This is a genomic window from Streptomyces hundungensis (genome assembly GCF_003627815.1).
Classification (GTDB): domain Bacteria; phylum Actinomycetota; class Actinomycetes; order Streptomycetales; family Streptomycetaceae; genus Streptomyces; species Streptomyces hundungensis_A.
The window spans coordinates 6,674,041-6,686,928 of sequence record NZ_CP032698.1 but is presented as its reverse complement, the minus strand read 5'-3'; the positions used below and the strand labels follow the sequence as shown (position 1 = coordinate 6,686,928).

The window sequence follows — 12,888 nt, the reverse complement described above, 5'->3', positions numbered from 1 at the left end:
CGCGGGCGGCCGCCGCGGGGTGATGCCGTATCAGAACAGGGTCACGCCATAGGCGTTCATGGCTTCGACCACGGGCTGGAAGAACGTCGTACCGCCGGAGGAGCAGTTGCCGCTGCCGCCCGAGGTGAGGCCGAGCGCGGTGGAGCCGGCGTAGAGCGGGCCTCCGGAGTCGCCGGGCTCGGCGCACACGGTGGTCTTGATGAGGCCGGAGACGATGTCGCCGCTGCCGTAGTTGACCGTCTGGTTGAGCGCGGTGACCTTGCCGCTGTGGATGCCGGTGGTCGAGCCGCGCCGGGTGACGGTCTGGCCGACCGTCGGGTTGGCGGCGCTGGTGATGGGCTGGCTGCCGACCGCGCTGGGGTGCGCGAGGGAGGTGTTGGTGTACTGCACGAGGCCGTAGTCGTTGCCCGGGAAGCTGGTGCCGACCGTCGGGCCGATGCTCGTCGAGTGCGAGGAGCTGGTGTAGTAGTTCGGGTAGCCCTCGGTGCAGTGACCCGCCGTCAGGAAGTAATAGGTGGACCCCTTCTTGACGTTGAAGCCGAGCGAGCAGCGCCAGCTCGTGGTGTAGATGGCGTCGCCGCCGGAGAGCAGCTTGGTGAACTTGCCGGGGGTGCGCTCGATGCGTATCGCGCCCGCGTTGGCTCCGGCCTCGTGTCTGATTTTGTTGAGATCGGCGGCCGAGACGGTCGAGTCGGCGGTGACGACGACCTTGCCGGTGGCGCTGTCCACGCTCCAGGCGGTCCCGGCGACGTCCGCGACGCGTACGGCGTCACTGGCGGCGTTGAGCGCCGCGGCGTCGAAGGTCCGCGTGGGGGCGGCGTCGGCGTTGGGGATGGCGACGGCCACCGCGGCGAGCAGACCGGTGGCGACGGCCGCGAGCCTGGTGCGTCTCGCGAGAGTGGTGGGGGATGTGGGGGTGGTGCGCTTGATCCTCACTTCTTTTCCTCCCGAGGGGAATCGAGGGGCCCGGTAACAGGGGGGACCCCGTGAGGCGCAGCCGGGGAGGACGGCAGCGCGACGAGACGCCCAGCCGTGCTCCTGACAAGCGCTGCGGAGGAGTATTGGGGCGCCGGGACCGGCCGCGCAAGGGTGCCTACCGTGCGGGCTCGGCGGGGTCGCGCGCGCCCGGGTCGGGTGGTGCGGATGGTGCGTTCCCGGGCCCGGCCGGAAGGGCGCCGCGGCGGGCGGGAGTTGGCTGTCCGCCCCGGTGGGCCGCGCTCCGGTACCCGGGGCGGGCGCGAACTGAGCCTCCGTCAGGATTGGGGCGGGCGAAGGGGGGCACCCCCACCAGACATCGTTCTTCAGTGCGGCAGGCATCCTGTCGAGCCGCCCGTTCACCCGTACGACCGCTGCGTCACTCATGTGGAGGGACATTCATAATTTTGTTACGCCGGGTGTCGCGTACCGGGCGTATCCCAGAAGATTCCTGACGAATCGCCACATGATCTGTGCCAGTACCGTCACGAATCACCTGCGCGGCGACTATCCACTTGGCGCGGTATCCGCATCATGGACGACCATAGGGATAGGGAACTGAAGAAGACCCAAGAAGCAGACCGCAGTGAGAGGAGGCGTCCATGGGATCGGTGCGCAAGGCCAGTGCCTGGCTGGGGCTTGTCGAGGACAACGACGACCGCTACTACGACGACGAGTACACCGAGGGTGCCGCCGAGCCCGGCGAGGCCTGGGTGACCGATCCGCGGGTGCGGGTGGCCTCCGAGAGCGCCGAGGAGCAGGGCCGCCGGATCGCCACCGTCACTCCGGACGGCTTCCGGGACGCGCGCGGCATCGGCGAGCTGTTCCGCGAGGGCGTCCCGGTCATCGTCAACCTCACGGCGATGGACGCCGGTGACGCCAAGCGCGTGGTCGACTTCGCGGCCGGTCTCACCTTCGGTCTGCGCGGCTCCATCGAGCGGGTGGCGACGAGAGTCTTCCTGCTGACCCCCGCCGACACCGAGATCGTGAACGGCGAGAGCGCCGGCCGTCAGACCGGCGGCTTCTTCAACCAGAGCTGAACCGCGGTGAGTCGTCACCGAGGGCCCGGTCCGCGGCGCCCCCCGCGGACCGCGGCGAGGGGCGCCGAGCGCGGCGCCTTTCGGCCGGCCGTCCCTAGCGGAACGCGTCGAGCCCGGTGAGCGCCTTGCCCAGCACCAGCTGGTGCATCTCCACGGTGCCCTCGTAGGTCAGCACCGATTCCAGGTTCGTGGCGTGCCGCATCACCGGGTACTCCAGCGAAATCCCGTTCGCACCGAGGATGGTGCGCGAGGTGCGGCAGATCTCGATCGCCTCGCGCACGTTGTTGAGCTTGCCGAAGCTGACCTGTTCGGGGCGCAGCCGCCCCGCGTCCATGCGGCGCCCCAGATGGTGGGCGAGCAGGATCCCCTTGTGCAGTTCGAGGGCCATGTCGGCGAGCTTGGCCTGGGTGAGCTGGAAGCCGCCGATGGGCCTGCCGAACTGTTCGCGGCTCTTCGCGTACTCCACCGCCGCCTCGAACGAGGCCCGGGCCGCGCCCATCGCGCCCCAGACGATGCCGTAGCGCGCGTGCGAGAGACAGCTGAGCGGGCCCTTGAGGCCGGTGACGCCGGGCAGTACGGCGTCGGCGGGCAGCCGCACCTCGTCCATGACCAGCTCGCTGGTGACGCTGGCCCGCAGGGACCACTTGTGCTTGATCTCGGGCGCCGAGAAGCCGGGGGTGTCGGTCGGCACGGCGAAGCCGCGGATGCCGTCGTCGGTCTGGGCCCATACGACCGCGACGCCCGCCACCGAACCGTTGGTGATCCACATCTTGCGGCCGGTCAGCACCCAGTCGGCGCCGTCCTTCTTGGCGTAGGTGCGCATCCCGGCCGGGTCGGAGCCGTGGTCGGGCTCGGTCAGGCCGAAGCATCCGATGATCTCGCCCGCTGCCATGCCCGGCAGCCAGCGCCGCTTCTGCTCCTCGGAGCCGAACCGCCAGATCGCGTACATGGCCAGCGACCCCTGCACGGAGACGAGCGAGCGGATGCCGGAGTCCGCCGCCTCCAGCTCCAGACAGGCAAGGCCGTACTGGACGTTGGTGGCGCCCGCGCAGCCGTAGCCGGTCAGGGACATGCCGAGCGCGCCGATCGAGCCGAGTTCGCGGGCCAGTTCGCGGATGCCGGGCAGCTCGCCGTTCTCGTACCACTCGGCGATGTGCGGCAGGACCCGGTCGTCGGCCCAGGAGCGGACGGTCTCGCGGATCGCGAGGTCCTCGGGGCTCAGCAGGTCGTCGATGCCGAGCGGGTCGCTCGCATCGAAGGGGGGCAGCTTGGAGGAAGGAGCGGACATGAGGGCGCCTCCGCGGCTCTCGCTCAACTAAAACTAGCGGTGTTAGTTATTACCTGAGCGCTGACGTTACGGGTCAGTGTCGCGTGCGTCCAGACTCCACGGCCGCCCCGTCGGAGGGTCGCGCCGGTGCGGGCAGCTTCACGCTGAGCCGGCGCGCCGGGCGGGGCTCCGGCTCGGCCGCGGGCTCCGGCTCGGCGTCCCGGGCCTGCCCGGCCACCGAGCAGTCCATGATCCGCGGCAGCCGCAGCCCGGCCACCGCGCCCAGGAGCAGCAGCGCGGCGCTGACGAACAGCGTGACGTGCACCCCGTGCACGAAGGAGTCGCGGGCAGCGGTGCGCAGCGCGTGGCCGGCCGGCCCGCCGAGGCGGGAGGCGACGTCGTAGGCCTCGCCGAGCGAATGGGAGGCGGCGGCCGAATCGGCGGCGGGGACCCCGGCGACGGAGGCGAGGCCGGGCGCGTAGGCGGCGTTCATGACGCTGCCGAGCAGCGCGATGCCCATGCCCGCGCCGAGTTGGTAGGAGGTCTCGCCGATGGCGGCCGCGCCCCCGGCCCGCTCGGGCGGCGCCTCGCTGAGCATCGACTCATAGGCGGCGAAGAGGGTGGTCTGGAGCCCGAAGCCGAGCGTCACGAACGAGACGATCATCAGCGCCGGCCAGTCGGTCTGCCCCATCGGAACGAGGAGCAGCACGGCGGCCGCCACCAGCACGAAGCCGGTACAGACCATGCGGCGCGGGCCGAGGCGGCGCAGGGTGTACGAACCCGTCGCGCCGGCCGCCATCGCGGCGAAGGTCAGCGGCAGCATGCGCAGACCGGTCTGGAGCGGGGAGAGTCCGAGGACGAGCTGGAGGTACTGGACCGCTATGAGCTCCAGGCCGACCAGCGCCAGCATGGCGACGATGATGCAGCCGACCGAGGTCGCGAAGGCGGGCCGGGAGAACATCCGGATGTCGACGAGGGGGTGCGCGCGCCGGCGCTGCCTGCGGACGAAGAGGGTGAGCAGGGCGGCGCCGAGGCAGAGGGTCGCCAGGGTGCGCCCGTCGAGGAGGCCCGCTCCGGCGCCGAGCCGCTTCACGCCGAAGACCACGGCGAGTATGCCGACGGCCGCCATGAGCGCGCCGAGCACGTCCCACGGCCCGTCGGAGCTGCCCTTGGACTCGGGCAGGAGCCACCGGCCGAGCGGCAGGATCAGCGCCATCAGCGGGATGTTGACGAGGAAGACCGAGCCCCACCAGAAGTGCTGGACGAGGAAGCCGCCGAGCACCGGGCCGGTGGCGGCTCCGATCGCGGCGACCGCCGTCCAGATGCCGATGGCGGTGGCCCGCTCGCGGCGGTCGGGGAAGACGACGCGCAGGATGGAGAGGGTGGCGGGCATGATCATCGCGCCGCCGATGCCGAGCAGCGCGCGGGCCGCGATGAGCACCGGCGCCGAATCGGCGAGCGCGGCGACCGCGGAGGCGGCACCGAAGATCCCGTAGCCGAGGAGCAGCACCCGGCGCCGGCCCACCCGGTCGCCGAGGGTGCCGAAGAGGATGAGGAGGGCCGCGCACACCAGGGGGTAGGCGTCGACGATCCACAGGAGTTCCACGGAGCCCGGCCGCAGGTCCTCGGTGACCGAGGGGATCGCGACATGCAGGACGGTCGCGTCGAGCGCCACGAACAGCAGGCTCACACACAGGACGACGAGGATGACCCAGCGGTTGGCGCCGCCGGCCTGGGCACGGGATCGCGCACCGGTCATGGTCGTCCCTGTCATGTACGTACCTCCCAGTACTGCGGACCTTCGGTCCGGGACGGCTGCGCCGGGGCGGACCGTGCCGTCACCACTCTCGCGCTCGGTGGGCCCGGTGGACCAGTGACCAGCCCTGATCGGGGTCCTTGGGGCCCGGCATCGACGGGCGAGTGATTCGCCAGCGTACGCGAGTTCGCCCCCGGCCCGCGTGGCCCACCTCTCACGTCACGGGGGACCGCGGTGTGGTGTGCGCCACGCCCGATCCCACCATCGAGTGATCTTTACGCTCCGTACCGGACCGGTGACCGGAGGATGAATTCCCCTCACCCGCCCGGCAAACGCAATTCCGCGGGATACAAACGGCCGTTGTGGAAGCGGGACGAATGAATAGAGGACAAGGGCCCGGGGTATTCGATGGGGCCCGGGGAATAAAGGCGGGCATGAGACATACTCCACATCACATCGTCATCACAAAGACCCCGGATCGGCCTGGGCCGTCACTCACTCGCTGTAACGTCGATTGAGTGCGTACTGACCGAATCTTCGCCCGCCTGGACCGGGAGCCCGAGCCACCGAAGATAGAGATCCCGCGGATGAGCCGTCACCGCGTGGTCCTCTTCGGCGCGACGATGGCGTTCTACCTCGCCATCGTCGTCGCTGTGCTGGCCTCGTCCTGGCTCGTCGAGCTGGACTGGAAGGTCATGCTGTACCGGCCGTACGAGCAGTGGCCGCAACTGCACGCCTTCCTGGACTACTTCGTGGTCCTCGGCCAGCGCGGGCCGACCGCGGTCATGGTCATGGCCTGGCTCGGCTGGCGCTCCTGGCGCCAGCACACACTGCGGCCGCTCCTGACCCTCGGGGCGGCCCTTCTGCTGCTCAACATGACGGTCGGCGCGGTCAAGCTCGGCCTGGGACGGCTCGGTCCGCACTACGCGACGCACATAGGGTCCGCCGAACTCTTCGCCGGCGGCGACATATTTCCCTCGGGCCACACCGCCAACGCGGTCGTGACCTGGGGCATCCTCGCCTACCTCGCCACCACGCCCCGGGCCAGACGCTGGCTGTCGGTCATCTCGGCCATGGTCGCCCTGGGAGTCGGGGCGACCACCGTCTACCTGGGCACCCACTGGGTGAGCGATGTGCTCCTCGGCTGGGCGGCCGGTCTGCTCATCCTGCTCGCCCTGCCCTGGGTCGAGCCGCTGATCGCCCGCGCGGAGGCCTTCGTCTTCGCGGTGCGCGAGCGGATGCGCGAGAAGGTGCGCGAGCGCCGGCGGACCCGTGGCGCGGGCGTCCCCGTCCCGGTGCCCGCCCCCGCGGCGCCCGCGATGGTGCCGCAGCGCGGCCACGACGCGGACGACGCACCGGTGCGCGAGCCGGTCGGCGCGGCGGCCGGCGGGCGGGGACCCGGCAGGCCGCTCCCGGCCCGCCCCCACCAGCCGGCCCGCTCCGAGCGGCCCGCGGTCCTCCCCCCGGGCACCCGGCGCTCCCCGCACACCGAGCGCGCGCCGCGCACCGCCCCGGCCCGCCCCCTGGGCGGCTGACGGCACCCGGCGCACCGTACGCACACGGCACGAAGGCCCCCGGCATCAGCCGGGGGCCTTCGTCGTGCCGGGCCGTGCCCCGGCGGGAAACGCGGGGCTCCGGGGGCAGGGGGGCTGTGGGAGGGCTGCGGGGTCAGCCGTGCCAGCAGCGCCGCACGCGGCCGTTCTCGACCTCGAAGTTCAGCCGGCCCGCCAGATACTCCATGGTGATGATCGAGCCCGGTGGCAGCGACCTCACCGTGGTCCAGCCACGTGATCGGGCGAGTCGCCCGGCGTCCTCGGCGTCGAGGCCGACATAGGACTCGGGGGCGTCGTCGGGATGGGCGGAGTGGGACGGTACGGGTGCCATGCACCCCACCGTAGGCGGGCCGCCACGCGGACGGAAGCGGGGGTCCGGGCCGGCCCGGAGGCCCGCGCGAACCCCCTCGTTGTCCGCCCCCAGTGCCTCACCAGTCACACTTCTGTCACAGGATCGGGACTCGTGTTCGCCTCGAACTCCGTCACTCGTACGGGCAGTTCCTGGCCGCTCGCCCAGTTATCGCACATCGCGTTTTTGGCCACGCGAACGCATTCCTTCCATTACCGGAATTGAAGCTCGGGACCCCTGGGTAATTCCCGGTCGGCGGGCCGCGGGACGCAATGGAAAGACCGTGGCGAATTCACCGCACCCTTACACAATCCCTACGTGTGACGCCCCGCACCGCTCCCCCGTGCCGTGCGACCGGATGACGTACGCCCTCTGTCGCGCCGGCCCGGACGGCGAGCATCATGGCCCCTGGCCTGACGCCGGACACCTCAGGGGGTGCGATGGGTACGGAGACGGTGACCCCGGCGGCGAAGCCCGCACGGCCGGGCCGGCCGGGCGCGGTGGTCGTCGCCTGGCTGACCACCACCGACCACAAGAAGATCGGGCATCTCTACCTGATCACCTCGTTCGTCTTCTTCCTGATCGCCGGCGTGATGGCCCTGCTGATGCGGGCCGAACTGGCCCGCCCCGGCCTCCAGCTCATGACCAACGAGGAGTACAACCAGCTCTTCACGCTGCACGGCACGATCATGCTGCTGCTCTTCGCGACGCCGACCTTCGCCGGCTTCGCCAACGCGATCATGCCGTTGCAGATCGGCTCCCCCGATGTGGCCTTCCCGCGCCTGAACATGCTCGCCTACTGGCTGTTCCTGTTCGGCGGCCTGATCGTGCTCGGCTCGGTGCTGCTGCCGACCGGGCCCGCGAGCTTCGGCTGGTTCGCCTACGCCCCGCTCAACTCGCTCACCCGCTCCCCCGGCGCCGGCGCCGACCTGTGGATCATGGGGCTCGCGCTCTCCGGCTTCGGCACCATCCTCGGCGCGGTCAACTTCGTGACCACCATCATCGGGATGCGCGCGCCCGGCATGACGATGTTCCGGATGCCGGTCTTCACCTGGAACGTCCTGTTCACCTCGATCCTGGTGCTCATCGCGTTCCCGGTGCTCGCGGCCGCGCTGCTCGTGCTGGAGGCGGACCGCAGGTTCGGCTCGGTGGTCTTCGAGGCGCAGAACGGGGGTGCGCTGCTGTGGCAGCACCTGTTCTGGTTCTTCGGCCATCCCGAGGTCTACATCATCGCGTTGCCGTTCTTCGGCATCATCACGGAGATCATCCCGGTCTTCTCCCGCAAGCCGATCTTCGGCTACACGGCCCTGATCGGGGCGACGGCGGCCATCACGGGTCTGTCGATCGTGGTGTGGGCCCACCACATGTTCGCGACCGGCGCGGTGTTGCTGCCCTTCTTCTCGTTCATGTCGTTCCTGATCGCGGTGCCGACGGGCGTGAAGTTCTTCAACTGGACCGGCACCATGCTGAGGGGCTCCCTGAGCTTCGAGACCCCGATGCTGTGGGCGGTGGGCTTCCTGGTGAGCTTCCTGTTCGGCGGGCTCACCGGCGTCATCCTCGCCTCGCCGCCGCTGGACTTCCACGTCACCGACTCGTACTTCGTGGTGGCCCACTTCCACTACGTGGTGTTCGGCACGGTGGTCTTCGCGACCTTCGGCGGCTTCGCCTTCTGGTGGCCGAAGCTGACCGGCCGGATGCTCGACGAGCGGCTCGGCAAGCTCCACTTCTGGACGCTGTTCGTCGGCTTCCACACCACGTTCCTGGTCCAGCACTGGCTGGGCGCCCAGGGCATGCCCCGCCGGTACGCGGACTACCTGGCGGCGGACGGCTTCACGGTGCTCAACACGGTCTCCTCGATCGGCGCGTTCCTGCTCGGCCTGTCCACGCTGCCCTTCCTCTACAACATCTGGAAGACGGCGAAGTACGGCAAGAAGGTGGAGGTCGACGACCCGTGGGGATTCGGCCGCTCGCTGGAGTGGGCGACGTCGTGCCCGCCACCCCGGCACAACTTCGTGACCCTCCCGCGCATCCGCACCGAGTCCCCGGCGTTCGATCTGCACCACCCCGAGTTCGCGCCGTTCCGCGACGACGTGGAGCGGCCGCAGGAGTCGGAGCAGCCGGTGGCCGTGCGATCCGCGGACGAGCCGGGGCCCGAGGCCCGATGAGCCCGGCTCAGCTCCGCGCCGCGTCGACCCGCACGCTCAGGTCGTTCGCGCCCGTGTAGTACGGGCGCACCACCGCGGGCCCCGCCTTGGCACCCGGGTACACGAAGATCGCCTGCTTCAGCGGGACGTCGTCCAGGATGCGGGCCAGGCGCACCGCGGGCCCGTCGCCGTCGGTGAGCAGCCACAGGTCCCAGAGCCACTCCTTGGCGTCGAGCCCGTCGGCGAGCGGCGCGTACGGCAGCGTGAAGGTGAAGCCTCCGGCTTCGGCGCTCGCCGCGACCCGGTGGACGCGGCCGCCACCGCCCCGCAGCCGCGCCTCGACGGCCGCCTCGGGGCCGAGCTCCGCTCCGTAAAGCCGTCCCTGAACGGTGACGGCGCCCGCGTCCAGACCGATGGTGCCGGTCTCGGCGTGCGGTCCGCGCAGCCAGCTGCGGACGACGAGAGCGCCCGAGCGGTCGGCGTGGGGGATGCGCACGGCCACCCCGTCGGCGTCCGGTCCCGGCTCCCGGTCGACGAGCGCGCGCAGGTCCCTCAGGCCGGGCTCCAAGCGCTGTTCACCGTCGTCCCCGCCGCCCAGATACGCCTCCCAGACGCCCTCGGCGAGCTCCACCGTGCTGGGCAGCACGGCCCGCAGCAGGCCCTCGGCGGCCGGGGTCAGCGGAAGGCGCACATCGGCGCCGGGGTGCGCGCCGTGCCGGCGCAGGACGAGGGCGGCGCCCGGCCGGTCGGCCGCGGTGACGTCGAAGGTCAGGCCGCCCGCGGAGTCGGCTATGCAGTCGGCGCGCGGCGCGGCCGACCGGCCGGTGTCCGGTGACTCGGCGGTGGTGGTCATGGGGTCTGCCCTTTCCGGAGCACGGAGGCGGCCTTGTGACGCAGGGCGTACGCCCCGTCGAGGGCGGTGCTGCGGGCCCGGTGCACCGAGCCTCGGAGCGCTCCGGCGGAGCGGCTGCCGCCGCCGCGGGCACACAGCTCGTCGAAGATCGCCTCGTGGCGTTCGGCGATCCTGGCCGGGTCGAAGCGCTCGGAGTTCGCCAGGGCCGCCTTGGCCATGCGGTGGCGCAGGGCGTCGTCCTGGATCAGTTCGAGCAGCCCGGCGGCGATCGCGTCGGCGTTGCCGGTTTCGACGAGCCGGCCGTCCACGGTGTCCTCGATGATTTCGCGTGGTCCCTGGGGGCAGTCCGTGGACACGACGGGCAGTCCACAGCGCATCGCCTCGACGATGGTCATGCCGAAGGACTCGTGGCTGGAGGTGACGGCCGCGAGGGAGCCCTTGACCCACTCGCTCTCGAGATCGCCTGCCAGGCCCATGAGGAACACATGGTTGTAGAGGCCGAGATCGTCGATGAGGTTCCGCAGGGCGTCGCGTTCGTTTCCGAAGGCGTCGCCGGAGCCGTGGATGCGGAGCCGCCAGTCCGGCCGTACCGCGACCACCTGCGCGAACGCCCGCACCAGCAGGTCGTACCGCTTGACCGGGGTGAGCCGCCCCGCCGCCACCACCAGCTTGGACTCGCCCGACGCGGGCTCCACGCGGGGCGCGGGCACCGCATTCGGCACCGCGTCGACTCGGACGCCGGGAAGGCGCAGCGCCCGGTAGGCCTCGGCGTCGGCGCGGGTGACCGTGGTGATCGCGTCGAGCAGGGGGTAGCAGTGGGTGATCTCGCTGCGCAGTCGGTAGCTGTGGCCGGTGAGGGTGAGGTGCTCCTGGCCGACGCGGACGACGCCGGGCCGGGTCCCGCGCGCGATGTGCGCGTTGAGGCCGGGCCGGGTGCCGATGACGACGTCCGCCCCGGTCGTCTCCAGATGGGCGCCGATCCGGGCGTCCGTGAGACGGCTGTACTGGCTGTGGCGTCCGTCACCGCGGGGGAAGACCTTGGCGGGGCGGGCGTGCTGGGCGTGGTCGCCGTCGTATGCGGGGCTGTGCTTCCGGAGGTCGACGAGGTGCCTGAGGCGGACGCCTTCGGGGGCGGCGAGGGTGGGTTCGTCGTGGTGGCGGAAGACGGAGACGATCTCGACGTCGTGCCGTTTGGCCAGCTCACCGGCGAGGTTGAAGGTGGACCGTATGGTGCCGCCCAGGCTGTACGCGTTGTGCAGCAGAAATGAAAGGTGCATGCGCCACGCGTCCCCTCGGTCGTTGGATCGGTCGATCATCCACTTGATCATTGGCCGATCGGTTCGGTCTGGGCCGAAACACTTCGGTCAGGAACGGACTCTACTTGTCCTGCCCCTCCCCCGTACCGCGAGCCGATCACCGCCGACCGGCCCGTCCGTGGCCCGCTGCCCCAACTTCCGTGGATCTTGGACGTGTTGACGGAAAGCGACGGGCCCAGGGGCGCGTTCGCTCACGGTCGGTGACGGTTCGATTCCGTTCGCCTTCGCGCGTGACCCAGGCCGCAGATCACCCGTTGTCGTCTGTACGAGAGAAGCCGGGAACCGCCCGGCGCATCCACTCAGTTCCTAGGAGCCACCCGTGCCGCGCATGCTCGACGTCAGTGAGGACGTCCGCGCCGAGATCGGCGACGAAGAAGCCGAGCGGCTGCTCGCCGGCGAGAACGCCCCGGGCAGCTATGACTGCACCTCCTGTCGCACGCCGGGCGACTCCGAGCAGGAGCGCACCAGCACCGTCCTGTTCGTCGGCGAGGAGACCGCCGTCCTCGCCTTCGCCCACGCCAGCTGCATCCCCTCCCAGGTCGTCCAGGTCGCCGAGGAGCAGCTTCAGGGAGCCGTGCGCTCCATCACCGGCGAGGAGCCGGCCGACGCGGGCCCCGGGCAGGCCGTGCTCGGCATCACCAGCGGTCTGGTGCTGATCGAGGGCGATCTGCACCCGGCGCTCGTCGTCGAGCCGACCGGCCCGATCGCCCGGCCCGGCTCGGGCGGCACCACCGACGAATTCCTGCCGCTCCTCATCGAGCAGGGCTTCGTGCCGGTCACCGACGTGGCCCGGCTGCCCTCGGTGCTTCCGGGCTGGTCCGTGCTGCTCGCGATGGGCCAGCTGCACGCGGTCCTCCAGCCCGGCACCGGCGGCGCCGGCAGCTCGGTGTCGTGGTGGCAGGCGCACCAGCCGCTCCAGGTGACGGAGGGCTGGCGCGCGGCCGCCAACAAGTTCCAGCGCGTACTGGTCTTCGCGGCCCCGGTCGGCATGATCGGCCAGCAGCCGCGCGAGGACCTGCTCAGGGACGCCCTGGAGAAGGCCGCGGCCGACGGCCGTCTGGTGGCCGCGGCCATGCCGCTCGCCGGCACCTGAGCGGTCCTCGCGTGCCCGTCCCGCCCGGCCGGGACGGGCACGCAAGGGGCGTGGGGCGTCCCGGCCCGCGCTACCGATAAGCGGGAACACCCCGCATCCCCGGCCCGACGGGGTCGTTGGCACATACGTGCACACATACGACCCCTCCCGCCCGTACCAGTCCTCGATCCCCGCCATGCGCCCCTCGGGCGACACGGCGGGCGCCCACTCCCCCACGCCGATCTACGACGCGTTGTACTCGGAGTACCTCCGGTCCTTCCGAGCCCTCCCCGGTGACCGGTCCGGCGAGGAGAACCTCGGATTCACCGGGTTCGGCGCACTCGGCGGGTTCGGGTCGGGGATGCACGCCGTCCGCACCGGCCAGCACTCCGGCCACCAGACCCAGCACTTCCCGGCGACGTACGCCGGGAACTGGCACGTGCACCCCGCGATGAACGCGAACGGGCGGCAGCACACCGGGCAGCACCAGCTCCCGGCGGCACTGCCGCCCGGCCCCCGCAGGGGGCTGTGAAACCTCTCCCGCGAGGGAGCGACTCCCCCGC

11 protein-coding genes are annotated in these 12,888 nt (G+C 71.3%); 5 read left to right on the top strand and 6 right to left on the bottom strand.

Annotated features, from left to right (window positions below; all coding sequences use genetic code 11):
• Positions 1-30 precede the first annotated feature (30 nt).
• Positions 31-936: a S1 family peptidase gene (locus DWB77_RS29650; RefSeq protein WP_120724773.1), complete on the bottom strand. Its 906-nt coding sequence runs from the start codon at positions 934-936 to the stop codon at positions 31-33.
• Between the two features lie 641 nt (positions 937-1,577).
• Here DWB77_RS29650 and DWB77_RS29645 point away from each other — a divergent pair.
• Positions 1,578-2,015, top strand: coding sequence for a cell division protein SepF (locus DWB77_RS29645; RefSeq protein WP_120724771.1), 438 nt, complete (start codon positions 1,578-1,580; stop codon positions 2,013-2,015).
• Between the two features lie 94 nt (positions 2,016-2,109).
• Here DWB77_RS29645 and DWB77_RS29640 read toward each other — a convergent pair whose 3' ends face one another.
• Positions 2,110-3,303 carry an acyl-CoA dehydrogenase family protein gene (locus tag DWB77_RS29640; protein ID WP_120724769.1) on the bottom strand — a complete coding sequence of 398 codons (1,194 nt, stop codon included), beginning with the start codon at positions 3,301-3,303 and terminating at the stop codon, positions 2,110-2,112.
• Between the two features lie 73 nt (positions 3,304-3,376).
• The gene (locus DWB77_RS29635) at positions 3,377-5,056 is read right to left on the bottom strand and encodes an MFS transporter (protein ID WP_120724767.1); all 1,680 of its coding nucleotides are present in this window, start codon (positions 5,054-5,056) and stop codon (positions 3,377-3,379) included.
• Between the two features lie 500 nt (positions 5,057-5,556).
• Between DWB77_RS29635 and DWB77_RS29630 the strand changes: the two genes are divergently transcribed.
• Positions 5,557-6,573: a phosphatase PAP2 family protein gene (locus tag DWB77_RS29630; protein WP_120724765.1), complete on the top strand. Its 1,017-nt coding sequence runs from the start codon at positions 5,557-5,559 to the stop codon at positions 6,571-6,573.
• Between the two features lie 133 nt (positions 6,574-6,706).
• On the opposite strand, the gene DWB77_RS29625 is transcribed toward DWB77_RS29630, so the two are convergent.
• Positions 6,707-6,922 (bottom strand): I78 family peptidase inhibitor, encoded by a 216-nt coding sequence (locus tag DWB77_RS29625; RefSeq protein ID WP_120724764.1) that lies wholly within the window; start codon positions 6,920-6,922, stop codon positions 6,707-6,709.
• A 458-nt stretch (positions 6,923-7,380) separates the two neighbouring features.
• Here DWB77_RS29625 and ctaD point away from each other — a divergent pair, with 458 nt between their 5' ends.
• Positions 7,381-9,105 carry an aa3-type cytochrome oxidase subunit I gene (ctaD, locus tag DWB77_RS29620; protein WP_120724762.1) on the top strand — a complete coding sequence of 575 codons (1,725 nt, stop codon included), beginning with the start codon at positions 7,381-7,383 and terminating at the stop codon, positions 9,103-9,105.
• A gap of 7 nt (positions 9,106-9,112) precedes the next feature.
• On the opposite strand, the gene DWB77_RS29615 is transcribed toward ctaD, so the two are convergent.
• The gene (locus DWB77_RS29615; protein WP_120724760.1) at positions 9,113-9,937 is read right to left on the bottom strand and encodes a hypothetical protein; all 825 of its coding nucleotides are present in this window, start codon (positions 9,935-9,937) and stop codon (positions 9,113-9,115) included.
• Complete coding sequence (locus tag DWB77_RS29610) at positions 9,934-11,214, bottom strand: glycosyltransferase family 4 protein (protein ID WP_120728406.1); 1,281 nt, start codon at positions 11,212-11,214, stop codon at positions 9,934-9,936. The genes DWB77_RS29615 and DWB77_RS29610 overlap by 4 nt, the downstream gene beginning before the upstream one ends.
• Before the next feature lie 358 nt (positions 11,215-11,572).
• Between DWB77_RS29610 and DWB77_RS29605 the strand changes: the two genes are divergently transcribed.
• Together DWB77_RS29605 and DWB77_RS29600 are read left to right on the top strand one after the other, a co-directional pair.
• The gene (locus DWB77_RS29605; RefSeq protein WP_120724758.1) at positions 11,573-12,346 is read left to right on the top strand and encodes a hypothetical protein; all 774 of its coding nucleotides are present in this window, start codon (positions 11,573-11,575) and stop codon (positions 12,344-12,346) included.
• Between the two features lie 127 nt (positions 12,347-12,473).
• Entirely contained in the window at positions 12,474-12,857 is a 384-nt protein-coding gene (locus DWB77_RS29600) for a hypothetical protein (RefSeq protein ID WP_120724756.1), read from the top strand.
• The last annotated feature ends 31 nt before the right edge of the window (positions 12,858-12,888 follow it).

Coding starts and splice junctions, on each gene's coding strand:
- ctaD (WP_120724762.1), top strand. CDS start 7,381: ATGGGTACGGAGACGGTGACCCCGGCGGCGAAGCCCGCACGGCCGGGC.
- DWB77_RS29645 (WP_120724771.1), top strand. CDS start 1,578: ATGGGATCGGTGCGCAAGGCCAGTGCCTGGCTGGGGCTTGTCGAGGAC.
- DWB77_RS29615 (WP_120724760.1), bottom strand. CDS start 9,937: ATGACCACCACCGCCGAGTCACCGGACACCGGCCGGTCGGCCGCGCCG.
- DWB77_RS29635 (WP_120724767.1), bottom strand. CDS start 5,056: ATGACAGGGACGACCATGACCGGTGCGCGATCCCGTGCCCAGGCCGGC.
- DWB77_RS29610 (WP_120728406.1), bottom strand. CDS start 11,214: ATGCACCTTTCATTTCTGCTGCACAACGCGTACAGCCTGGGCGGCACC.
- DWB77_RS29640 (WP_120724769.1), bottom strand. CDS start 3,303: ATGTCCGCTCCTTCCTCCAAGCTGCCCCCCTTCGATGCGAGCGACCCG.
- DWB77_RS29625 (WP_120724764.1), bottom strand. CDS start 6,922: ATGGCACCCGTACCGTCCCACTCCGCCCATCCCGACGACGCCCCCGAG.